Source organism: Wukongibacter baidiensis (assembly GCF_050888315.1).
GTDB classification, from domain to species: domain Bacteria; phylum Bacillota; class Clostridia; order Peptostreptococcales; family Caminicellaceae; genus Wukongibacter; species Wukongibacter baidiensis.
The window spans coordinates 5,801,556-5,824,238 of record NZ_CP138202.1; the positions used below are offsets into that span (position 1 = coordinate 5,801,556).

A 22,683-nucleotide genomic window follows, 5' to 3' on the forward strand; every position below is an offset into this window, starting at 1 on the left:
CTCGATATTTTTATTGAAAAAATTACTGTGTAGGTGAAATGTTAATATGAGTAAATCATTATTTATAACAGAAAAGCCAAGTGTTGCAATGGAGTTTGCAAAAGCATTAAACTTTAAAGCAACAAAGAGAAATGGATATCTGGAATCAGATAAAGCAGTTATAACATGGTGTGTTGGACATTTAGTGAATATGAGTTATCCAGAGAAATATGATATTAAGTATAAAAAATGGATATTAGATGATCTTCCTTTTTTACCAGAGGAATATAAGTATGAAGTAATAGAGAATGTTAAAAAGCAATTTAATATTGTAAAGGAGCAAATGAAACGAAATGATATATCCACAATATATGTATGTACGGACTCCGGGAGAGAGGGAGAATATATATATAGATTAGTAGATGAAAAAGTGGGAGTAAAAAATAAAAATAAAAAAAGAGTATGGATAGACTCACAAACAGAAGATGAAATTAGAAGAGGTGTCAAAGAAGCTAAACCATTAGATGATTATGATAAATTATCAGATTCTGCATATTTAAGGGCTAAGGAGGATTATCTGATAGGGATAAATTTCTCCAGATTATTAACTCTTATTTATGGAAGAACCGTTAGCAAATATCTAGGTGAAAAGTATACTGTTATTGCGGTAGGAAGAGTAATGACTTGTGTACTGGCGATGGTAGTTAGAAGAGAAAGAGAAATCAGAAAATTTGTAAAGACTCCATTTTATAAAATAAACTCTTCTTTTAAGTTTGAGGATTCCTTAGAATATAATGGGGAATGGAAATCAGTAGAGGGTTCAAAGTATTATATGTCTAACTTATTATTCAAAGATGTTGGATTTAAAGAAAAGGAAAAAGCTGAAGAATTTATTGAAGAGCTTAAGAAGGATAATGATGAATTGACTGCAATAGTTGAATCTGTGACGAAAAAAAAGGAAAAGAAAAATCCACCATTACTATATAATTTAGCAGAAATTCAGAATGAATGTTCAAAAAAATTCAAATTAAATCCAAATGAAACTTTAAAAATTGTACAAGGGCTTTATGAAAAGAAAATGCTCACATATCCAAGAACGGACGCAAGGGTCTTATCAAAGGCTGTGGCAAAGGAAATTAGTAAAAATATAAAAGGTCTTTTAGGGATAAAGAAGGTATGTGATTTAGAGAAAAAAGATCAAGAGATTAATGGTTTTGTTGAAGATATATTAGATGGTGAAAAATTTAAAGGATTAGAAAAGACAAAATATGTAAATGATAAGTCAATTACGGATCACTATGCGATTATACCTACAGGACAAGGATTAGGAAATTTCAATAAATTGCCTAAAAATGATAAAAGTATATTTTTGCTAGTGGTAAGACGTTTTTTAGCAATATTTTATCCTCCAGCAGTATTTAGTAAGTTATCCATTACTACAAAGATAAAATCTGAAAGCTTCTTTACATCTTCAAAAGTATGTGTTGAAGAAGGATATTTAGAAATATTAAATTATGATAAAAAAAATAAAGATTCAAAAGTTGATAACATAGAAACATTAAAAAAACTAAAAAAAGGACAGCAAGTAAAGATTATTGATTTTAATATCAAAGAATCACAAACCACTCCACCAAAAAGATATAATTCTGGATCTATGATTTTGGCAATGGAAAATGCAGGTAAGCTCATTGAGGATGAAGAGCTAAGAGAACAAATAAAAGCTCAAGGAATAGGAACAAGTGCCACAAGAGCCGGGATATTAGAGAAGCTGCAGAAAATTAAATATATTAATCTTAATAAAAAAACACAGATATTATCTCCAACTACTAAGGGGGAAATGATATATGATGTAATTAGTAAATCTGTTCCTTCGTTACTTAAACCAGATTTAACTGCAAGCTGGGAAAAAGGCTTAACTATGGTGGCCAGTGGGGAAATAGACTCAGACAAATATATGGAAAAACTTGAGTCATATATAAAAAAGAATGCATCTAAAGTATTAGGACTAAATAATAATGCACATGTCTGGGAAAAATTTTCTGATATTCCTAATAAAAAAACAAAAAAATCTGTGAAGAGGAAGAAAAGTAAGAATGCATTAGGCTATTGTATTTCTTGTGAAAGTGGAGAGGTTTTAGAAAATAGAAAGGCTTTCTATTGTAGTAATTGGAAAGAGGGTTGTAAGTTTACTGTTTGGAAAAATACTCTTGATCTCTATTGCCAGAAAGTTACAGAAGATATGATCAAAGAACTCCTTGAAAAAGGAATCATAAAAGACATCAATATCATTTTGCCTCAGACCAAAGAAAAATGCCAAGCAACGCTTGAATTTAGAAAAGACAAAAGCGGTGCTTTAGATCTTAAGAATGTAACTCGTATTGATAAATAGTATTAATTTTTTGTCGCCCGGTTGTTGGTGATAGATTATCACTAAAGAAGGAGATAGCTAAATGAAGTTTTCAATAGGCGAAATGGCAAAAATGCATAATATATCAACGCAAACTCTAAGATATTATGACAAAATAGGGCTTCTAAAACCTAAGAAAATAGATAAAAATAATAAATATAGATATTATTCTATAGATCAATTTGAAAAACTACAGACCATAAAATATCTAAAATACTTAGGAATGAGTTTAAATGATATTAAGGATCACCTAGAAAAAAAAGACATTAATAATATCCTAAATATGCTTGAAAATCAAAAAGAGATAGTTGAAATTAAAATAAAGGAATACACCAGCATAAAGGATAAAATTGATACAAAAATTGAGATTATTAGAAACTATATTAATACGCAGAGTTACGACGACATAGAAATAAAGGAGCTGCCTAAGCGAAAAATTGCAGCCATTAATACAAATGATGAATTAGTACCAGACGAAGAATTTTTCTTATATATAAATCAATTACAAAATTTATATAAAAAGGGTTCTTTACTTTTTGCTGGTGATATCGGGGTAATAATATCTAAGGAAAGTCTGAAAAACAATATTTTTGATAAGTTTAAAGCATTATATTTCTTTGTGGAGGATAGTGCGTCAACAAAGAGTAAGTCCATTAGGGTATTGCCTGCCAATAAATATGCATGTATATATCATAGGGGCTTACTCTCAGAAACATATAAAACCTATAAAAAGCTTTTCAAATATTTAGATGAAAATAATTATACTATTACAGGTGATGCCGTTGAAATTTCTTTAATTGATACATCTGTCATAGCTAGTGAAGAAGAATTTTTTCTAGAGATCCAAGTGCCAATAAAATAATCCTTGACCTTATAGTTACTATAAGGTTTATAATAACCTCTATAACCTATTGGTAAGGAGGTTGTTTTTTTATGAACAATAGCTTAGATTTAAGAAATGACAAGATTTCAAAACTATTTCTAAATTATTTTATTCCAACAGTTGCAGGTATGCTGGTAATGGCATTACATGTTGTTATAGATGGAATATTTGTAGGACGCGGCATAGGAAGTAATGGATTAGCAGCAGTAAATATTGTTGTACCGGTCTTTACTGTATTTACTGGTATAGGTCTATTAATTGGACTTGGAGGAGCCACAATCGTTTCTATCAAGCTGGCTCAAGGTAAAGAAGATGAAGCAAGTAGTATATTTACCCAATCTATGGTATTGTCGGTAGTCATAATGTTAACTATTACAATACTAGGGCTTCTAAATATTGAAAAACTTTCATATGCCTTAGGAGCCAATGATGAAATACTACCCTTAGTAGTGGATTATATGAGGATAGTTCTATATTTTTCAATAATATTTACCCTAGGAAATGCCATCAATTGCTTCATAAGAAATGATGGAGCGCCAAAGTTGGCTATGTTTTGTATGATTCTTGGAGGGGTAATTAATTTTATATTAGATTATCTGTTTATTTTCAAATTTCATTGGGGTGTTAAAGGTGCAGCAATAGCAACAGGTGCAGGGAATTTAATAGGATTGATCATTTTATTAATGTACTTTTTACGCCAAAAAGGAAAGCTAAGATTTGTAAAGACAAGATTTTATAAAAAGGACATTATTAGAATCTTTGAGAATGGACTACCAACTTTTTTAGCAGAGATATGTATTTCTGTAGTTACTATAGTACATAATCTAATTTTAATGAAAATGCTAGGTGAAACAGGGGTCTCTGCCTATAGTATAATCAATTACATTCATCCATTAATGTTAATGATTTTTATGGGAACAGCCCAAGCAGTACAACCAATAATTAGCTACAACTATGGAGCAAATGAAGAGAAAAGAGTAGATGAAACACTGAAGCTTACTGTTAAAATGTCTGTGATTTTAGGAATAGGCTTTTGTCTATCAGGACTCCTATTTAGTAAGCAAATGGTAATGTTGTTTTTAAAGAATAATCCAGAAGTAATACAAATTGCATCTAGTGGTATAAGAATATTCTTTTTAAACTATTTATTTATGGGCTGTAATATGGTAATAGCAATCTATTTCCAAGCGATCGAGCACTCAAAACTCTCTACAATTATTACCCTATGTAGAGGTTTGATATTTATAATTTTGGGGCTGTTAATTCTACCAAAATTCAGTGGCATAAATGGAGTGTGGTTAGCTACTCCTATAGCTGAGTTTCTTACAATAGTTGTTTCAGCTTTCTTTTTAAAGTACTATAAAGAGCAAGTTGGTTTAGAAATATATAAGAATGTTAATGCAAAAATATAAGGTAGAGTTGAAACTCTATCTTTTTTTTGTATGTCGTATGGATCTAAAATGATATAATATGAAATGTATAAATTGCTTATAAAAATATAACATCTTACATAAGGATACAAAATAAGGGTTTAGAACTTTCTTCTAAATAAAATTATTTAAAAGGAGAAGAAAATGGATAATATAGAGAACTTCACAAAGGGCGAAGAAATTACTAATGCTATTTTGCATGGAATTGGATTGGGCTTAGCTATTGCAGCTCTATGTGTTTTAGTTGTTTTTGCTAAAATCTATGGAGATATATGGTATATTGTAAGTTTTAGTATCTATGGAGCTACATTGGTATTGCTGTATCTATCATCAACCCTATATCATAGCTTTCCAGAGGGTAAGGTGAAAAATATCTTTGAAATCTGTGATCATTCAGCAATTTATTTATTAATAGCAGGAACCTACACACCATTGACATTGATTTCACTTAGGGGTTATGTAGGCTGGACTATATTTGGTATTGTATGGGGAATAGCCTTGGTTGGAATCATATTTAAAGTATTTTGGGTCAAGAAGTTTGTAATATTTTCAACAGTTCTTTATATAGTCATGGGATGGCTGATTATATTTGCTATCAAGCCATTGATACAGGCAATGAACCAAACTAGTATAGTGTTGTTAGTATCGGGAGGAGCCCTATATACAATAGGAACAGTCTTTTATGTTTGGCGTAGGATGAAATATCACCATGCTATCTGGCATCTTTTCGTATTAGGAGGAAGTATCTGTCATTTTTTTACTATATTATTTTTATTGCCTAGATAAATGAAAAACTATAAGGATCTAGAATGATTTATAGGATACAAATACCAATTTAAAAGATTACTTAAAAAAGTATTCAATTATTGTAACAAAGGTTGTATAATATAATGAGTTGGTATAAAGGGGGTGTCTCAGAATGACGAATTTCTGCGTTATTTAAAATTTCATCGACTTGGCACGTACATTAGTACTAGCCAAACCGCTGAAATTTAATAACCTTGAACTTCATTCATTCTGAAACACCCTGGGGCTGTGCTCACAAGATTCCTTTATGAGACAGCCCCTTTTAGTTATAAACTGAGAGGAGGATGTTATACAAGTATAGATCTTTAAGTTCATTCTATATAGTTGTATAACAAATAAAATTGATTACAGTTACAGGCGTTGGATTAAGATTTGGAGATAAAAAACTATTTGATGACGTAAACGTGAAATTTACTCCAGGAAATTGTTACGGTGTAATAGGAGCAAACGGTGCAGGAAAATCAACATTTTTGAAGATTCTTTCTGGAGATATTGAACCGAATACAGGGGATGTAGCTATAACACCGGGTGAAAGATTAGCTGTACTAAAGCAAAACCACTTTGAATTTGATGAATATAATGTCTTAAATACCGTTATTATGGGATATAAAAGACTTTATGAAATAATGCAAGAGAAGGATGCTCTGTATCAAAAAGAAGACTTTAGTGAAGAAGATGGAATAAAGGCATCGGAATTAGAAGCTGAGTTTGCTGAGTTAGATGGTTGGGAAGCAGAGGTAAATGCTGAGAAACTATTATTAGGTCTAGGAATAGATAAGGACCTACACTATAAAAAAATGGAAGAACTAAAGGGTAGTGAAAAGGTTAAGGTTCTATTAGCACAGGCTCTATTTGGTAACCCAGATATTCTTCTACTGGATGAGCCTACAAACCACTTGGATTTTAAAACTATAACATGGTTAGAAGAGTTTTTAATAAACTATCAAAATACAGTTATCGTTGTTTCCCATGATAGACATTTCTTAAACAAGGTATGTACTCACATGCTAGATATAGACTTTGGTAAGGCTAAACTATTTGTTGGAAACTATGATTTCTGGTATGAATCTAGTCAATTAGCACTAAGACTGATGAAGGAACAAAACAAGAAGAAGGAAGATAAAATAAAAGAACTTCAAGCTTTCATAGCTAGATTTAGCTCGAATGCTTCTAAAGCTAAGCAAGCTACTTCTAGGAAAAAATTATTAGATAAGATTTCTATTGATGATATTCAGCCATCATCAAGACGATATCCCTTTGTTGGAATCACTCCTGACAGAGAAGCTGGAAAAGATATCTTAACTGTTGATGGTATCAGTAAAACCATTGATGGAGTAAAAGTCTTAAACAATGTTTCATTTACCCTTGCAAAGGGAGATAAGGTAATTTTCCTTGGGAAAAATGAGATGGCAAGGACAACTCTATTTAAGATATTAATGGGTGAAATGGAAGCAGATGAAGGTACATTTAAGTGGGGAGTTACAACAAAGAGTTCTTATCTACCTAAGGATAATGCAGAATATTTTGAAGAAGCTGATTTGAACTTAATAGACTGGTTAAGACAATATTCTGTTGAAAAGTCAGAAACCTTTATTAGAGGATTTCTAGGAAAGATGTTATTCTCAGGTGATGAGGCATTAAAGGGTGTAAGCGTACTTTCTGGAGGAGAGAAAGTAAGATGTATGTTCTCAAGACTAATGCTTTCAGGTGCAAATGTATTAGTTCTAGATGAACCAACTAACCATCTTGATCTAGAATCTATTCAGGCAGTTAATAATGGTCTAATAGCTTTTAAGGGAACAATGATGTTTACATCTCATGACCATAAGTTTATTCAGACTATTGCTAATAGAGTTATAGAAATAACTCCAAATGGAATCTTTGATAAGCAGACAACCTTTGATGAGTTCCTTGAGGATGAAGGTATTCAAAAAACAATTGATGATATGTACAAATAGATTTTAAGAATATAAAAATAACCAACATGAACTTCTAGTAATGTTGGTTATTTTTTTTATAGCGGATATGTTATAATATATCTACTATTTATAGGGGGAGGATTTTTAAGGTGAAAGCTACAGAGGGAAAGCTTGGCAGGGTATTTATGCTTCGTCTTGAAGAAGGTGACATGATACCAGATTGTATAGAAAAATTTGCAATGGATAACAACATTTCTACAGCACATGTAAGTATGCTTGGAACCCTAATGGAGGGTGAAATTATTGTTGGACCACGAAAAACATCGGAAAATCCACCACGGCCGATGGATTTACCTATATACGAAGCACATGAAACCATTGCAACGGGAGTGATAGCTCCAGATAAAGATGAAAAGCCAATTCTACATATTCACGGTGCATTAGGTAGATCAGGAGGCACAATTATGGGTTGCCTACGTAATGGTGTTAAGTCTTGGATTTGTTGTGAAGTTATTGTACAGGAAATTTTAGGAGTCCATGCTAAACGGTTACGTGATGAAAAAACAGGATTTACATTACTGAACTTGGGTTAAGAAAGCTAGGTTCATGGGAGACAACAAAACAGATAGAATAAAGGAAATAGAAACTAATGGTAGAATTTTGCCATTAGTTTTTTCTATTTTATTTTTAAAAATTTCGGAACATTATAAAATTTAAATCGTCTTAATAAATAAGGAACAAAATAGTAGTAAATAGTATTTAAGTTATCTTTATTAGAGGAGGGGCATTTATGGGAAAAAGAGTATTGAGGTTAGTATCAATAATTATGGTTATATTTTTATTAGCATCATGCGCTAGCAAAAAGGAAGACGCAGTTGAATCAAAACAAGAAGCACCTAAAGAGAAGGTTGCCTATGACAAGGGATTGGCAAATAATATGACTTCTGAACCAATGTATGAAAGAGAAGAGATGAATACTGAAGAATATGCAAGGATAAAAGAAAACGGGTTTAAGCTTTCTTTGCAGAATCCACTATCAACATTTTCTATTGATGTTGATACTGCATCCTATAGCAATGTTCGCAGATTTTTAATGGATGGAGAGATGCCTCCAGAGGATGCGGTGAGAATTGAAGAAATGATTAACTATTTTACATATGATTATAGAAAGCCAGAGGAAGATGAGCCATTTTCCATAATAAATGAGATTAACAAGTGTCCATGGAATAGTGAACATAATTTGGCTATGGTAGCATTAAAGGGCCGGGAGATCGATAGTGAAAAAATAGCACCTAGCAATCTGGTATTTTTACTAGATGTATCGGGTTCAATGGATGACCAGGATAAATTACCTTTGCTAAAGTCTTCATTTAAAATGTTGGTTAATCAGTTAGATGAGAAGGATAAAGTTTCAATAGTGGTTTATGCTGGAGCAGCAGGTGTTGTTCTAGATTCAACCGATGGAAGCAATAAGGATAAAATAATAGATGCGATTGAAAACCTACATGCTGGAGGTTCCACTGCCGGTGGCGAAGGAATAGAGCTCGCATATAAGATCGCTAGAGAAAATTTTATTAAGGATGGAAATAACAGAATAATACTGGCAACTGATGGTGATTTTAATGTGGGTCCATCAAGCGATGGCGCCCTAACTAGACTTGTAGAGAAAAATAGAAATGACGGAGTTTTTCTAAGTGTTTTAGGATTTGGAACTGGAAACCTTAAGGATTCAAAGGCCGAACTATTAGCTGATAAGGGTAATGGCAACTATTCATATATTGATAATATATTGGAAGCAAAAAAAGTATTGGTAGATGAAATGGGGTCAACATTGTTTACGATTGCGAAGGATGTAAAGTTCCAGATAGAATTCAATCCTAGCAAGATAAAGGCCTATAGATTGATAGGTTATGAAAATAGACTATTAAATAATGAAGACTTCAATGATGACAAAAAAGATGCTGGAGAAATCGGTTCTGGTCATACTGTAACGGTTTTTTATGAGCTAATTCCCTTTGGATTAGACGAAGAGATACAAGGCACCGATGAATTGAAATATCAAAATCCACAACTAAAGGACAGCAATGACTTGATGCATATAAAATTAAGATATAAAGACCCCGATGGAAAAGTAAGCAAGTTAATAGAGCTTCCAATTCTAGAGAGTCAAATATCTAAAGAGGCTTCAAAGGACTTTAACTTTTCAAGTGCAGTGGCGGAATTTGGAATGCTTCTAAGAGACTCCGAGTTTAAAGCTGACTCAAGCTATGATAATGTTATTGAGATAGCAGAGAAGAATAAGGGAGAAGATGTTGAAGGATATAGAACCGAGTTTATAAAAATGGTTAAATTAGCGAAGGAACTGGATAATAGATAGGAGAATAAACTTCAAAAAAATATGAAGAAAATTTTTTCTTTGAAGTACCCAAAACTTCTTACCAATACGAACCCTATAATAAAAGAGAAAAAAGGGAGTTTTAAGGGTGAGAGTGATGGCAACGTTTTTTTATCCAGATTTTTCATTGAAGAAAAAGTATAAGCATGAACCAAATAAGAAGTCTAATAAGCAATGTGAAAAAAGTTTTGAAGAGTGCTTATTAAGTATCAATAACCGATATGATCAAGAAAATATGAAAAACAGAAATAAAAAGGAGAAGTAAGGTACTTACTAACCTTGTTCGTCCTAGCAGTTGACAATGCAGATTATATAGTTATAATAATAAGCTGAAGCCACAGATTCCATGGTTTCAGCTATTTTGTTGAAATTAAAAATTGTTTTGAGGATCAAGAATTTGGTGTTCTTAACATATATATTCTATGGAGTGATTTTTCATGATGGGAAGAACCCACTACGCCCTTGGGGTGTTATATTATCTTGTACTTTGTATAATACCTACAATTACGATAATAAACTTTACCGACAACAAAGCAATGATTATAGGGATTCTGGCAGCTGCAATAGGTGCAATATTTCCAGACGCCGATTCAGATCATAGTATAATAAACAATAGAAATCCAATTTTTAAAACATCAAATAGAATTATAAACAACTCCAAGAAGCTATTAAAAAAGATATTTGCATTTGCTTTTTTTAGTATAATTGCTGCTATGATAGGAGTATACATGTACTATGAAAGTGTTTTTTCAAAGTGGCTTATAGTCAGTATAACTTTATTACTTTTATTGGCCCTCAATGGAGTTAAAATAGGTGAGCGTATATACATACCTATTTTAACAGATGGATTAAAGGCCATAAATACTGGTGCAGCTAGGATAAAAAAGATTTTTATGACTCTAGTGTATTTAAGCATTGGAGGTATATGTATATACTTAAGTGGCGGAAATATTGAGGGGATAATATGGGGAATCATATTCTTCGTTATAGCTATATTTCCACATAGGACTTTTTTACACTCACCAGCGGGTCTTATATTGGTAACAGTTGGTGTAAGATACTTAGAAAAGAGATTACATATTTATGGTATTTCTATAGCCTTCTTTATAGGATATTTCAGTCATCTGTATCTAGCTGATATATTCACCAATAGTGGAGTTCCAATATCGACTTTGCCATTAATATTAAAGAAAACTGGTCTACACAAGATCTTGAAAAAATATGATGGTTATATGAAACTGTATTCAATTTTGGATAAGAAGCTATCTATACCACTGATAAAAACAGGAAGCAAGTTCGGAGGAGTAATCGAAGGCTTCTATGTTTTGTCATTATTTAGCGTATTAGTTTTTCTATTATTAAAGAGTTAGATAAATTACTGTAAAAGAGTCTGAATGCAATCATTGATTGACTTTTTATGATTTTAGGATATTATATATATTCGAGGGAAAATATGGATTTTTTCAAAATAAGGAGGACTTTTCATGAGAAGAGGGGCTATAAATACAAGGAGTATATTTTTATTTATAATAATTTTGATGACAGCTTCATTGCTATTGGCATGTAATGCAGGTGAGAAGCAAGAACAGTCTATAGAATTAAAACTTGGAGATTCTGAAATATCTTTTTTAAATAAGGATGAAGGCGTAAACATCCTTGCTGCAGAAGATGATTATATAAAAGGGCTCAGTAGCTATGACTATGCGGCTAAGCTAAAAACAGATACTGCATTAAACTTAGAAGAAAGAAGAGAATTTTATAAAGATGCAGTATTAGCTTGGAATGACTCAGAAAAGCAAAAAATTAGTAGTGCAATAGAAGATATAGATAAAAGGATTGCAGACTTAAAGTTGAATCTTCCAGAAGAAATTGGTTTTATAAAAACTAATGGGACTGAAGAGGGTGGAGCTGCCTATACGAGAGGCGTTTGTATAGTATTACCTGAAGATTATGTGGCGAAAACAAGCGATGATAGATTGAGAAATCTGATAATTCACGAGCTTTTCCATGTATATTCTAGATATAATGAAGATTTGCATGATGACTTATATGGGATAATAAATTATAAAAGATGTGAAGAATTAGAGTTTCCTGATGAAATAAAAGATTTGAAAATTTCTAATCCCGATGCTCCACTAAACAACTATTATATAGAATGTACTTACAATGGTAAGTCCTACAATTTTATTCCGGTTATTTACTCTTCAGCGGCTTATGAAGGAGGTTCTTTTTTTAGAACACTAATAGATGAAATGTTAGCTATAGAAGTGATAGATGGAAAACCTGAGCCGATTTATGAGGATGGAAAAATAGTTTTAGCTAATAAAGAGGACTTAGAAGATTTCTATGAAAAGATAGGAACAAACACAGACTATACCTTTCATCCAGAGGAGACCTTAGCAGATAACTTTGTAATATTAGTTATGAATGAGGAAGCACCATCTAAGTGGGTTATAGATGAAATGAAGAAAGTTATTCAAGGTGAGCCTAAGTAATGAAAAAAAGACTTACAATTATTAAAATGTGTAATAAGGTAGATTGATTTTCTGCCTTATTTTTTGTTGGAGAAATTAATGAGAATAATAAAATAAACAATACAAAAAATAGTAGAGAAAAAATTATCTAGGAGGTCAAAATGGTAGATAGATTTATTAATTTGAATGAAGATGTTGGTATGGATTCAAGTAAAGAACTTAAAGATATAATAAAGGATGTTGGTGAAGGTGAAGAACTAATCATCACAATGGACAGAAATGCTGCTGATAATTCAGGTTTGTTATTTGATATGCTAAAAGAGAATGGATTTGAGGTACTACCGAAGGGTGGAGACGATGACGACAAATATCATATAGTTGCACAGCGAAAGAAATAGACACAAAATAATGGCTGCTTTTCTATAGGTCGTTTTTCAAAAAAACAGCTAATCATGAGGGACTTAATGTCCCTAATTTATTTTTTTGCTAAGAAAGAAAAATAGATAATTAGAACATAGATAACTGGATTTAATCATTAAAGAGAAAGCTCAAGATTATTAGAAGAAATAAACTGATAGTAGTAAAAGAGAGAGGGGAGCGAGATATATTATATTCTCAATTTCTTTTCTATTGTAGTTTTAGAAGAGTATTAACCTGCTGAATTTTACAGATAACCCAATCAATTAGTAGCAAAGAAGTAATGATGAATATTAGAATGTCAAGTGAAATTATAACCTTAGTCAATTTTCTATTTTTTATTATATTAACTGTAGCCACTTCGATATATTTCACCACATATATAGTAAGACAACTAAGCAAAACCCCTGTAGCAATACTTTCAAGAGATATAATAGACATTTTATTATCCTCCTTTCCATAGGTGGTTATCCTCTATAGAAACTATAAAACCCAAGTCTATCACCTCCAATCCCAAATCTCTAAATGCTTAGCGCAAAAGAATTACATATATGGTAAAATATCCCCTCTATAATACTATTATATTACAAAATGTCAGGAAAATAATAGGAAAATAGTAACAAAAATAAATATAAATGGAATTGAGGTTGGAAAATTCAAAATTATGGTAGTAAGTATGGTATAATGAAGGTTAATATAATATGAAAAATAATAGATTTTGGAGGTAATAGATGAATAAAAGAATAGTTACAATTATCGTTACTCTAGTGATTACAAGCGCATTTATTACTGGATTTTGTGAGGAAAACTTATCTAAAGTAAACGGAATGCAAGAAAGTAGCAATAACTTAGTATCACCAACTAGCCACGAGTCAAAAAGCTTCGATGTTAATAACAAGAAAATCAAAGCCGAAGTAATAACAATAGACCTTAAAAATTCCAAAATAGAGCTTAAGACAGCATTAGCCAATGGAACTATTGGAGCTGTTGATACTATTGAGAATATAGCTAATAGCAATGGTGCTGTTGCTGCAATTAATGGTACTTATTTTGGAGCATATACTGAGGACAAAGACCCATATGGAGTTTTAGTAGTACAGGGTAAGATATTACATACAGGTAGCCATAGATCAGTATTTGGATTTGATAAAGACAATAATGTTGATATTGATATATTGATGCCAAGAATACGAGGTTACAATGGAGAGCCAAAATGGAAGTATTCTTGGAATGGATATTGGCTTAATCATACTCCTATTAAGGGAGGAGAAAGTGTAATAGTATATACACCTGAGCGCGGAAAAAAGGTTAGAAGCGATCTAGGTACTAATGTAATAGTAAAGGATGGAAAGATTACTGAAATAACTGAAGGAAACGTTGATATACCTGAAAATGGACTAGTTATAAACCTATATGGATCTATAAAGGATCAAATATTTGATCGCTTCGAAGTAGGTAGATCCGTAGAGTATAATGTTGATTTATATCCAAAGCATAAAAACGATGAGTTCTGGAAAAAAGTAGATGGAGCAGTAGGGGCAGGTCCTGGATTAGTATGGGATGGAAAGGTCACTCTAAATCTCGAAGAGGAGAGATTTTCAGAAGCAAAAATAACATCGATTGCAGCTGCAAGGAGTGCAATAGGATTTACAAAGGACAAAAAGCTAATACTGCTTACTACAAGAAGAGCAACAATTAATGATTTGGCTGAGATGATGGTGAAATTAGGATGTGAAAAAGCAATGAATCTTGATGGCGGTGCATCCAGTGGGCTTTACTATAATGGAAAAGTTATAACGAAGCCAGGACGTCAAATTAGTAATGCTATATTAATAATAGAGGAAGAGCAAAATAAAGAACTCAAGGAAAAATAACCTTGAGTTCTTGTTAGTAAATAAGTACTTAACTTTCCAATGTTTTATCATCTTGATTAAATAGAGAATCTTTTGTAACAACATAGGAACCTGCCATGTAATCATGTATTGCTCTTTTGTTAGCAGTAAATGCTACAAATAGAACATCTACGAAAGTAAAAAGCGAAACAAGCCCTTTTAATAATGAGATTATAGTTGCTACTTCTAGGCTTATTACAAAAACTGCTACTGAATTAAGAAGAGATGTCAGAATTGATGGGATTAAGCGTATAATAGCCTTTTGAATAGACAAATAACTCCCATGTTCATCTATTATTCTCATATTGGTTATCAATTTTCCAGGTGTACCACCGTGTTTAACAATAAAATATAACTGATAAGAAAGAGAAGTACAGAAGATAACTATTACAGGCCAAATAACTTGATTTTCAGTAGCATATGTATAGCCCTTATAAAAGACGAATAAAAGTGGTATAAGGATTAGCGAGTCTAGAATTGATGCACCGACTCTTGCCCAAAATCCCACATAATCATAATCATTTCCTTTTTGAAAATTATCATCCATGCTGTTAACCCCCTAAGAATTTAATAACTGCCCTAACCTTCTCAAACAAAAGAGATGAATAAAAAATATAAGACGAGTACCTCTAAAATTTGTAAATCATATACAATTATAGCATTAATTACTTGAATAAACAAAAGAAAATAGAACAAAACTATAATTTTTAATTCATTTTCTCTGATACTACATAAAGTAAAGTTTTTTCTTTGATCAAAATATTATTTCTGGCAAAATTTGATGTAAGAATTGGAAAAGTGGATTATAATATATATAGTATTATAAAAAAAGAATAGGGATGATGAAAATATGATATTGAAAGATAACAATGAAATTATAAATGATGATCAGCAGAGAGCTGTACTAGTAGGAATAAATACTGGAAGAAGAAATGAAATTTCAATTGAGGATTCAATGGAAGAACTTAAAGAGCTTACTAAGGCTGCTGGAGCTGAAGTACTCGATATGGTTATTCAAAATAAAGATAAGATAGACAATGCCTATTTTATAGGTAAAGGAAAAGCAGAAGAGGTAAAGATGGTAGCCACTGCCTTAGATGCAGATATAGTGATTTTTAATGATGAACTATCACCTTCTCAGATTAGAAATCTTGAAGAGGTTATAGAAGTAACAATCATAGATAGGACTACTCTGATTTTAGATATATTCGCAAGAAGGGCTACAACAAAGGAAGCAAAGCTTCAGGTAGAACTTGCTCAATTGAGATATAGACTCCCAAGGCTAGTGGGACTAGGAAGATCATTATCTAGAACCGGTGCAGGAATAGGAACAAGAGGTCCTGGAGAACAAAAACTAGAGATTGATAGAAGAAGAATACTTGATAGAATCAGTGATATAAAGAGACAAATTAAGGAATCAGCCAAAAATAGGGAAGTTCAGAGAGCCCAAAGAAAAAAGAATAAAATACCTGTTGTATCACTTGTGGGATACACTAATGCAGGAAAGTCTACACTTATGAATAAGCTACTTGACTTAAGTATAGGAGAATCAGAGGGTAAAAAGGTTTATTCTGAAGATATGCTGTTTGCTACCCTAGATACATATCATAGAAGAATAGTTTTAGAGGATAAAAGTGAATTTATATTAACAGATACAGTAGGTTTTGTTAGTAAACTTCCTCATCATTTGGTTGAAGCATTTAAAGCAACCCTTGATGAGGTTATAGAGGCCGATCTGTTAATCCATGTCGTTGACTCATCAAATGATAACTATGATATGCAGATTAGAGTTACTAATGAGGTTTTAGAGGATTTAAAAGCTCTTAATAAGGCAACTCTCTATGCATTTAATAAATGCGATAAGGCTAGTAATGATATAATGCCAATGACTAAGGAATCCGTTATTATATCGGCTTTAACTGGTTATGGTATTGAAGATCTAATAAAAGCAATTAAAGGCCATGTATTTAATGATATGATAAAATGTAAAATGCTTATTCCCTTTGACAAGGGGGAAATATACTCATATTTACACAAAAAAACTAATGTATCTAATGTAAGTTATGAAGCAAATGGAACTTTTTTAGAAACAGAGTTAGGCGAAGCAGATTATAATAAATACAGACAATATGTCATTGAAGATTAGTATTATAAAAGGGTGATAAACCATGGTGGATTTTAAAATATCATGGGATAATGTAGATAAAATTGATGATTGCATCATAACATACCTGTTATATAAAGAAGGAAAGGGTATGGAATTAATAAGCAAAATTCGAAATATACCCATGGAAAAGGTAGAAAAGCATATAATTAATGCAAAGATTCAGCTAAGAAAAATTAAACTGAAGAAAAATCAAAAGAGCTTATTAGATAGGATATTAGAATTAACAAAGGAAGAAAGATTAAAATTCATAAATGAAGAACCAAGAGAAAAGGTGGAAGCACTAATTAATGAAATCGCAAGAAGATATGGAAGCATAAAAAATCACGAGGATAAGGCCGCTCTAATTTGGTTAGTCGGCGAATTAAAGGACTTAAGATTACTTGGTTTATTAACTAAAGATATATTACATAATAATGGTAACGTTAGAAGAATGGTCTGCTCTGCTTTAGGCAAAATGGGAGACGAAAAGGCAGTACCTATTTTGCATAAAGCTCTTTATGACCGTAAACCACAAGTTAGACAGTACGCTGCTAAAGCCCTTAAGAAGATTGGAAATGAAACATCAATTAAGGTTTTAAATCAATTACTAGAAAGCGGTGGCCAAAAAGATTACGTTAAAAGAGCATACTTAGAGGCTATAAAAAGTATTGAATTTAAATTAGCTAAGTAAGCTCTTCGTATTCTTTACTATATCTGCAATATTATTATAGGAATAAAGTGTGGCCTTAGTCACAATCGGTTTTCCAACTTTAGTGAACTTTAGTTTTCTTGATAGGTATCCGCCAAATTTCATAAAGCCATTAACACTTGGTTGTGTGTTTATGAGCATTAGATCATCTTCCGATTGGTTAAACATTTTCCAAGTATCACAAACTACCGGTAATACGAGATGGGGAATATATTTTCTGCTGAGGGTATAAACCTTATTGCCATTACTGTCGGTTCCTCTAAGTATTAATCGGCCACGGTCTGTTTCTTCCAATTCATCATAAAAAGGAACCTTTATTAAGTCATGATAGCTGGGTTTAGTGTCTATTGGCAATAAATCTAGGTGCATTGCAGCAGCTGCAGATGAAGAATGACATCCAGTAACACAATGATAAACTATATGCACGTTGATCACACTCCTATATATAAATCTAGATTAGAGCTATATAGAGATTCCAGTCAAAACTTTAAATTATGTGCAACAAAAATCTCCAGAAGCATTGGATATTTTGATATGTATAAATAAAAATTTACTTAGAAGTCTCTATATATAGTATTTGATAAATTACATAGAAATATGAAAGAAAAAGTATAACAAAGTAATGACACCTTAAAGATTAATAAATTTTATAGTGTCATGACTATAATAGAATTGGTTGGTGATTTTATGTCTAAGGATTACAAAACACTGCTTCAATATGCTGAGGCTGAGGAAACTATCAATAAATCGAAGTTTATTGGGTATGCAAAACCTGTAACCTCAGAAAAAGAAGCAACAGAATTCATTGAACAAATTAAGAAAAAGCATTGGAATGCAACCCATAATGTTCCTGTCTATATAATTGGTGAAAATAATGAAATTCAAAGATACAGTGATGATGGTGAGCCATCGGGAACGGCTGGAGTGCCTATATTAGAAATGCTAAAGAAAGAAGAGATAAAGAACCTGGTAATAGTTGTAACTAGATATTATGGAGGAATTAAGCTTGGAACAGGTGGTTTAGTTAGGGCATATACAAGCGCTGCAAAGCTTGCTATTAATGAGGCGAAAGTTGTTGAGAAAGTAGTAAATAACTTATATTTGTTAAGAATGGACTATACATTACATGGGAAAATACAAAACGAATTAATGAATGGCGAATACATAATTAAGGATACTGTTTACGATGATAAGGTTAATATATTTGTCTATTGCAAGCCCGATGAGAGCAATAAGTTTATTAGTAGGATAACGGATATTAGTAATGGAAAAGCTATTATTGAGGAAAAAGATGAAGTGTATCTTACAATCCACGATGGAAAAGTAATTGAGGAATAGGGAAGTAATAATTGTATTATTAGAAATAATATTTGATAATTTATTTTTTTAGTGGGTATATAGGAAGTAGAATAGATTTTTAATAACCAGAGGGGTGAATAGGTATATGGACAATATTGAAAAAATTAAAGGTGAAATGTTAGAGAAAAAGGTTTGGGCTGTAGTAGGAGCGTCACCAAATGAATCCAAATTTGGATACAAGATCTTTAAGAAGTTAAAGGATAAAGGTTATGAGGTTTATGGTATAAACCCTAAATATGATGAAATCAATGGGGAGAAACTATATAAGAGTATATCTGACTTACCAGTAAAGCCAGACTGTGTAGATATGGTGGTGCCACCAAAGGTAAGTAAGTCAGCGGTTGAAGATATAGCAAATGCTGGAATAGACTATGTTTGGTTCCAACCAGGAACCTTTGATGAAGATGTTATAGACCTAGCAGAATCGAAAAATTTAAAATATGTTTACTATGATTGTGTTTTAGTTGCATTAGGATAGATAATTATATCGTAAAAGAGGCTGTTTCATAAAAAACTATGAGTTCAGCCTCTGGATGCCTTAGAAGTTTGTTATTCTGAGGCATCCTTTTTTTCTTTATAAAAGAATTGATATATGGCCATTATAAATAGAAATATACCGAATATTTTTCTAAGGAAATTAGAGGATAATTTTACAGCAAGCTTTGAGCCAATAAAAGCGCCTATAACTCCTGTTAAAACTAAAGGTAACCAAATGGACTTCTCAACATTTTTGTTCTTAATATGGGTTATGACTGCAATAGTGGCAACGGGTATAAATGTAAAAAGATTGACACTTTGTGACTCCTGCTGCACTAAATCTGTAAAGAATATCAAAGCTGGAATAAGTATTGTACCTCCTCCTATTCCCATACCACTTATGATACCCGAAAAGAATCCTATAATAGAGAATATCATTTAAAACACCATCCTAAAAGCTGCTATCATCATAAAAACAGCAAATGCTTTTCTTAAAATAGAACTAGGAATTTTATTTAGAAGTTTAGCTCCTACATATCCTCCTACTACACCGCCCATAGCTACTTTTAGAGTAATACCTAGGGACATTATGCCAGATCTGTAATATATGTAGGTACTTACAATAGCTAGTGGAAGAATTACTGAGATAGTTGTAGCATGGGCTTTATGTTCTTCAATTCCAAGTAGAAATATCATTCCAGGAACTAAAAGAGTGCCCCCGCCAGAACCAAACAGACCATTTAACAGGCCAGTAAAAACTCCTAGTAAGCATATTTTTATCATATTATTTTTCATAAAGACCTTCCTGTATATATGAATTAAAAAAGATTTGTCCTATCTTATTAATTTAACCTGTTTATAAAACTTAGATACATAAAAAAATCAGTAATAAATAAACTGTATAGAGCGCTTTACAAATCTATATTTTGAACTCTTAAATAGTCAGCGTTTCAAGGCTTTTTAAGGAATGAAAGTGTAAAAGATTTATTGCATTTTCTATAGATAAAGTAAAGTTTTCACTAAAATTTCCATATATTAAAATTAGACTATTGACATACTAAGAAATATAGAATAAAATAAAACCATAAATTCCGATAAGAATACTATGAATTGGAGGAGGTCGAATATGAAGGTTGTAAATAACATTACTGAATTAATAGGAGATACACCGATCGTTAAGCTTAATAATCTAAATCCCGAGAATGGTGCAGAGATTTATTTGAAACTAGAGTTTTTTAACCCTGGAAGCAGCGTTAAGGATAGAATAGCACTCAGTATGATTGAAGCGGCAGAAAAAGAAGGTATACTAAAGAAAGGTAGTACAATCGTAGAGCCTACTAGTGGAAACACTGGAATAGGTATAGCTATGATTGGAGCTGCCAAGGGATATAAGGTCATTTTAGTTATGCCGGATACAATGAGTATTGAAAGAAGGAAGCTCTTAAAGGCCTTTGGTGCTGACCTAGTTTTAACAGAGGGTGCAAAAGGTATGAAAGGTGCTATAGATAAGGCTGGAGAATTAGTTAAGGAAAATCCGGGATATTTTATGCCACAGCAATTTGAAAACAAGGCAAATCCTGAAGCCCATAGAGAGAATACTGCCTTAGAAATTCTAGATCAAATGGATAATGATTTTGACATGTTTATAGCTGGAGTAGGTACAGGTGGAACAATAACTGGAGTGGGTGAAGTAATAAAGGAGAAGATAGATAAAGTTAAGGTTGTAGCCGTTGAACCTGAAAGCTCAGCAGTACTATCAGGGGAAAAACCAGGTCCTCATAAAATACAGGGAATTGGAGCTGGATTTATTCCAGAAATTTTGAATACAGATATAATAGACGAAGTATTTAAGGTAAAGGATGAAGATGCACTTAAAACTGCAAGAAAGGTAGCAGTTCAAGAAGGAATACTAGTTGGAATATCATCAGGAGCAGCTATATTTACAGCAATAAAAAAGGCAAAAGAATTAGGTAAAGGTAAGAAAATAGTGGTTATAATTCCTAGTTACGGAGAACGCTACTTAAGTACCCCTCTATTTAACTTTTAATTAGATATATTTGAAGGCAGGATAATTAGTCCTGCTTTTATATTTTTTTGAATAGAAGGCCACTCAAAAGAGTGGTCTACTTTCGCGTTCGACAATTTATATGAAAATTCAACAAAAATAGTCAAAGGGATTTTGCGAAGTTTATATAATTAATATTGTTGTTGATGAATGAAATTAAAATTCTTCTACAAAGTAATTTTTTAGTATAGACTGAATTAGTAGAGTCATTTACTAGGAGCGTGATTACTTGAATTTAGGTGTCGGTAAAAAGAACCTTATAGAAAAAATATTAATGGTTCTGGTATATTCCTTTATATTATATTTTCTCTATAATAATACAAATACAATTAAAGATTTTACAATTGCATCTATTATTACAACTATGTTTCTCATACAAATATTTTTATTGCAAAAAAAGCTTGAGGAAGGGAAAAATCTGTTTATATCAATATTACATATTACGGTATTAATGTTCTTATATACTTTTATAATTAACTTTTTTATAGCCAAAGAAATAAGCTATGTGGTAATATACGGAGCATGTTTAGGAGGATTTATTGGAAACTGTTTACGTGAGGATTACGAAAAGAGTGAAGAATTGACAAAAAAAGAAATAATTATTTTAACAGTATGCTTTGCATTTTTAGGATTTTTAACCTTTAAATTCTTGTCCTAAATTACAAGACAATATTTTGAAAGAATATTTACATTGGGGCGTGATTAAATGAAACAAAATGATTTACATACCTTTTACTTTAAGGATAAAGAGTGTATAGAGTTTCGCTTGATCTCTGAAGAGGATTCAATTGAAGAGTTAACAGAACTTCTGCACAAATCCTATAAGGCCTTAGCTGATATGGGACTCAAATATGTAGCAACCTATCAAGATGAAAGTATAACCCTAAAGAGAATAGAAAATGCCTATAAATGCTATGTAGGGATTTATAAAAACAAGATAGTATCAACGGTTTCGCTATATACTCCAAAACCATCTGACGTAAGCAACTGGTATAACAATGACTTTGTTGCAAAGTTTGGGCAGTTTGCAGTCTTGCCTGAGTTACAAAAATGTGGGATAGGAAGTAGAATGATGGATATTATTGAGAATGATGCACAAAATATGCAAAGTGTAAATGAGCTAGCATTAGATACTGCAGAAAGTGCACATCATTTGATCGACTATTATAAAAAAAGAGGATACAGAGATGCGGAGAAGATTAAGTGGGATATGACAAACTATCATAGTGTTGTATTAAGCAAGTCGCTATAAAAAATTCATAAGAAGCCAAACTATTTTCGGAAAAAGTATATACAACCTATAATAGCAAAAAAGAAATATATA

General features: G+C 31.8%; 24 protein-coding genes. 19 read left to right on the forward strand and 5 right to left on the reverse strand.

The genetic code is table 11. The features are described 5' to 3' along the window. Positions 1-46: 46 nt before the first annotated feature. The 11 genes from R9X47_RS26515 (at position 47) to R9X47_RS26565 (ending at position 12,692) form a co-directional block, all read left to right on the forward strand. Positions 47-2,368, forward strand: a complete 2,322-nt coding sequence (locus R9X47_RS26515; protein ID WP_432664062.1) for a DNA topoisomerase — start codon at positions 47-49, stop codon at positions 2,366-2,368. Positions 2,369-2,429: 61 nt separating this feature from the next. Continuing rightward, positions 2,430-3,248 (forward strand): MerR family transcriptional regulator, encoded by an 819-nt coding sequence (locus R9X47_RS26520; RefSeq protein ID WP_432664063.1) that lies wholly within the window; start codon positions 2,430-2,432, stop codon positions 3,246-3,248. 71 nt (positions 3,249-3,319) lie between these two features. Further along, positions 3,320-4,681: an MATE family efflux transporter gene (locus R9X47_RS26525; RefSeq protein WP_432664064.1), complete on the forward strand. Its 1,362-nt coding sequence runs from the start codon at positions 3,320-3,322 to the stop codon at positions 4,679-4,681. 162 nt (positions 4,682-4,843) lie between these two features. Further along, positions 4,844-5,485, forward strand: coding sequence for a PAQR family membrane homeostasis protein TrhA (trhA, locus tag R9X47_RS26530; protein WP_432664065.1), 642 nt, complete (start codon positions 4,844-4,846; stop codon positions 5,483-5,485). A 362-nt stretch (positions 5,486-5,847) separates the two neighbouring features. After that, entirely contained in the window at positions 5,848-7,464 is a 1,617-nt protein-coding gene (locus R9X47_RS26535; RefSeq protein WP_432664066.1) for an ABC-F family ATP-binding cassette domain-containing protein, read from the forward strand. Positions 7,465-7,574: 110 nt separating this feature from the next. Beyond that, on the forward strand, positions 7,575-8,018 hold the full coding sequence (locus tag R9X47_RS26540; protein ID WP_432664067.1) for a PPC domain-containing DNA-binding protein: 444 nt from the start codon (positions 7,575-7,577) through the stop codon (positions 8,016-8,018). 197 nt (positions 8,019-8,215) lie between these two features. Continuing rightward, on the forward strand, positions 8,216-9,802 hold the full coding sequence (locus R9X47_RS26545; RefSeq protein WP_432664068.1) for a vWA domain-containing protein: 1,587 nt from the start codon (positions 8,216-8,218) through the stop codon (positions 9,800-9,802). 115 nt (positions 9,803-9,917) lie between these two features. Next, positions 9,918-10,085 carry a hypothetical protein gene (locus R9X47_RS26550; RefSeq protein WP_432664069.1) on the forward strand — a complete coding sequence of 56 codons (168 nt, stop codon included), beginning with the start codon at positions 9,918-9,920 and terminating at the stop codon, positions 10,083-10,085. Positions 10,086-10,257: 172 nt separating this feature from the next. Next, complete coding sequence (locus R9X47_RS26555) at positions 10,258-11,190, forward strand: metal-dependent hydrolase (RefSeq protein ID WP_432664070.1); 933 nt, start codon at positions 10,258-10,260, stop codon at positions 11,188-11,190. Between the two features lie 114 nt (positions 11,191-11,304). Next, the gene (locus R9X47_RS26560; RefSeq protein ID WP_432664071.1) at positions 11,305-12,315 is read left to right on the forward strand and encodes a hypothetical protein; all 1,011 of its coding nucleotides are present in this window, start codon (positions 11,305-11,307) and stop codon (positions 12,313-12,315) included. 140 nt (positions 12,316-12,455) lie between these two features. Then, positions 12,456-12,692 (forward strand): hypothetical protein, encoded by a 237-nt coding sequence (locus R9X47_RS26565; RefSeq protein ID WP_432664072.1) that lies wholly within the window; start codon positions 12,456-12,458, stop codon positions 12,690-12,692. Positions 12,693-12,921: 229 nt separating this feature from the next. On the opposite strand, the gene R9X47_RS26570 is transcribed toward R9X47_RS26565, so the two are convergent. Further along, entirely contained in the window at positions 12,922-13,152 is a 231-nt protein-coding gene (locus R9X47_RS26570) for a hypothetical protein (RefSeq protein ID WP_432664073.1), read from the reverse strand. A 290-nt stretch (positions 13,153-13,442) separates the two neighbouring features. Here R9X47_RS26570 and R9X47_RS26575 point away from each other — a divergent pair, with 290 nt between their 5' ends. Continuing rightward, on the forward strand, positions 13,443-14,585 hold the full coding sequence (locus R9X47_RS26575; RefSeq protein ID WP_432664074.1) for a phosphodiester glycosidase family protein: 1,143 nt from the start codon (positions 13,443-13,445) through the stop codon (positions 14,583-14,585). A gap of 28 nt (positions 14,586-14,613) precedes the next feature. Here the strand turns inward: R9X47_RS26575 and R9X47_RS26580 are convergent, their stop codons facing one another. Then, positions 14,614-15,150 (reverse strand): RDD family protein, encoded by a 537-nt coding sequence (locus R9X47_RS26580; protein ID WP_432664075.1) that lies wholly within the window; start codon positions 15,148-15,150, stop codon positions 14,614-14,616. Positions 15,151-15,453: 303 nt separating this feature from the next. Between R9X47_RS26580 and hflX the strand changes: the two genes are divergently transcribed. Continuing rightward, positions 15,454-16,749: a GTPase HflX gene (gene hflX / locus R9X47_RS26585; protein ID WP_432664076.1), complete on the forward strand. Its 1,296-nt coding sequence runs from the start codon at positions 15,454-15,456 to the stop codon at positions 16,747-16,749. A 22-nt stretch (positions 16,750-16,771) separates the two neighbouring features. Further along, positions 16,772-17,440, forward strand: a complete 669-nt coding sequence (locus tag R9X47_RS26590) for a HEAT repeat domain-containing protein (RefSeq protein ID WP_432664077.1) — start codon at positions 16,772-16,774, stop codon at positions 17,438-17,440. Here R9X47_RS26590 and R9X47_RS26595 read toward each other — a convergent pair. Continuing rightward, positions 17,429-17,884: a DUF3189 family protein gene (locus R9X47_RS26595; protein ID WP_432664078.1), complete on the reverse strand. Its 456-nt coding sequence runs from the start codon at positions 17,882-17,884 to the stop codon at positions 17,429-17,431. The two genes, R9X47_RS26590 and R9X47_RS26595, sit on opposite strands and share 12 nt — an antisense overlap. A gap of 261 nt (positions 17,885-18,145) precedes the next feature. On the opposite strand from R9X47_RS26595, the gene R9X47_RS26600 reads away from it, so the two are divergent. Then, on the forward strand, positions 18,146-18,796 hold the full coding sequence (locus R9X47_RS26600) for a YigZ family protein (protein ID WP_432664079.1): 651 nt from the start codon (positions 18,146-18,148) through the stop codon (positions 18,794-18,796). A 106-nt stretch (positions 18,797-18,902) separates the two neighbouring features. Beyond that, positions 18,903-19,295 (forward strand): CoA-binding protein, encoded by a 393-nt coding sequence (locus tag R9X47_RS26605; RefSeq protein ID WP_432664080.1) that lies wholly within the window; start codon positions 18,903-18,905, stop codon positions 19,293-19,295. A 71-nt stretch (positions 19,296-19,366) separates the two neighbouring features. Here the strand turns inward: R9X47_RS26605 and R9X47_RS26610 are convergent, their stop codons facing one another. Together R9X47_RS26610 and R9X47_RS26615 are read right to left on the reverse strand one after the other, a co-directional pair. Then, on the reverse strand, positions 19,367-19,732 hold the full coding sequence (locus R9X47_RS26610) for a sulfite exporter TauE/SafE family protein (RefSeq protein ID WP_432664081.1): 366 nt from the start codon (positions 19,730-19,732) through the stop codon (positions 19,367-19,369). Then, positions 19,733-20,089, reverse strand: a complete 357-nt coding sequence (locus R9X47_RS26615) for a sulfite exporter TauE/SafE family protein (RefSeq protein ID WP_432664082.1) — start codon at positions 20,087-20,089, stop codon at positions 19,733-19,735. Between the two features lie 331 nt (positions 20,090-20,420). On the opposite strand from R9X47_RS26615, the gene cysK reads away from it, so the two are divergent. From cysK to R9X47_RS26630, 3 genes are all read left to right on the forward strand, one after another. Further along, on the forward strand, positions 20,421-21,341 hold the full coding sequence (gene cysK, locus R9X47_RS26620) for a cysteine synthase A (RefSeq protein ID WP_432664083.1): 921 nt from the start codon (positions 20,421-20,423) through the stop codon (positions 21,339-21,341). 247 nt (positions 21,342-21,588) lie between these two features. After that, positions 21,589-22,017 (forward strand): hypothetical protein, encoded by a 429-nt coding sequence (locus tag R9X47_RS26625; RefSeq protein WP_432664084.1) that lies wholly within the window; start codon positions 21,589-21,591, stop codon positions 22,015-22,017. Between the two features lie 48 nt (positions 22,018-22,065). Further along, positions 22,066-22,611 (forward strand): GNAT family N-acetyltransferase, encoded by a 546-nt coding sequence (locus R9X47_RS26630; RefSeq protein ID WP_432664085.1) that lies wholly within the window; start codon positions 22,066-22,068, stop codon positions 22,609-22,611. Positions 22,612-22,683 lie beyond the last annotated feature (72 nt).

What these genes read in the sequence shown, in the direction of transcription:
- R9X47_RS26630 (WP_432664085.1), top strand. Translation starts at nt 22,066, where the DNA reads ATGAAACAAAATGATTTACATACCTTTTACTTTAAGGATAAAGAGTGT.
- R9X47_RS26615 (WP_432664082.1), bottom strand. Translation starts at nt 20,089, where the DNA reads ATGAAAAATAATATGATAAAAATATGCTTACTAGGAGTTTTTACTGGC.
- R9X47_RS26525 (WP_432664064.1), top strand. Translation starts at nt 3,320, where the DNA reads ATGAACAATAGCTTAGATTTAAGAAATGACAAGATTTCAAAACTATTT.
- R9X47_RS26575 (WP_432664074.1), top strand. Translation starts at nt 13,443, where the DNA reads ATGAATAAAAGAATAGTTACAATTATCGTTACTCTAGTGATTACAAGC.
- R9X47_RS26610 (WP_432664081.1), bottom strand. Translation starts at nt 19,732, where the DNA reads ATGATATTCTCTATTATAGGATTCTTTTCGGGTATCATAAGTGGTATG.
- R9X47_RS26550 (WP_432664069.1), top strand. Translation starts at nt 9,918, where the DNA reads ATGGCAACGTTTTTTTATCCAGATTTTTCATTGAAGAAAAAGTATAAG.
- trhA (WP_432664065.1), top strand. Translation starts at nt 4,844, where the DNA reads ATGGATAATATAGAGAACTTCACAAAGGGCGAAGAAATTACTAATGCT.
- R9X47_RS26545 (WP_432664068.1), top strand. Translation starts at nt 8,216, where the DNA reads ATGGGAAAAAGAGTATTGAGGTTAGTATCAATAATTATGGTTATATTT.
- R9X47_RS26600 (WP_432664079.1), top strand. Translation starts at nt 18,146, where the DNA reads ATGTCTAAGGATTACAAAACACTGCTTCAATATGCTGAGGCTGAGGAA.
- R9X47_RS26520 (WP_432664063.1), top strand. Translation starts at nt 2,430, where the DNA reads ATGAAGTTTTCAATAGGCGAAATGGCAAAAATGCATAATATATCAACG.
- hflX (WP_432664076.1), top strand. Translation starts at nt 15,454, where the DNA reads ATGATATTGAAAGATAACAATGAAATTATAAATGATGATCAGCAGAGA.
- R9X47_RS26580 (WP_432664075.1), bottom strand. Translation starts at nt 15,150, where the DNA reads ATGGATGATAATTTTCAAAAAGGAAATGATTATGATTATGTGGGATTT.
- R9X47_RS26560 (WP_432664071.1), top strand. Translation starts at nt 11,305, where the DNA reads ATGAGAAGAGGGGCTATAAATACAAGGAGTATATTTTTATTTATAATA.
- cysK (WP_432664083.1), top strand. Translation starts at nt 20,421, where the DNA reads ATGAAGGTTGTAAATAACATTACTGAATTAATAGGAGATACACCGATC.
- R9X47_RS26565 (WP_432664072.1), top strand. Translation starts at nt 12,456, where the DNA reads ATGGTAGATAGATTTATTAATTTGAATGAAGATGTTGGTATGGATTCA.
- R9X47_RS26515 (WP_432664062.1), top strand. Translation starts at nt 47, where the DNA reads ATGAGTAAATCATTATTTATAACAGAAAAGCCAAGTGTTGCAATGGAG.
- R9X47_RS26590 (WP_432664077.1), top strand. Translation starts at nt 16,772, where the DNA reads ATGGTGGATTTTAAAATATCATGGGATAATGTAGATAAAATTGATGAT.
- R9X47_RS26555 (WP_432664070.1), top strand. Translation starts at nt 10,258, where the DNA reads ATGATGGGAAGAACCCACTACGCCCTTGGGGTGTTATATTATCTTGTA.
- R9X47_RS26570 (WP_432664073.1), bottom strand. Translation starts at nt 13,152, where the DNA reads ATGTCTATTATATCTCTTGAAAGTATTGCTACAGGGGTTTTGCTTAGT.
- R9X47_RS26605 (WP_432664080.1), top strand. Translation starts at nt 18,903, where the DNA reads ATGGACAATATTGAAAAAATTAAAGGTGAAATGTTAGAGAAAAAGGTT.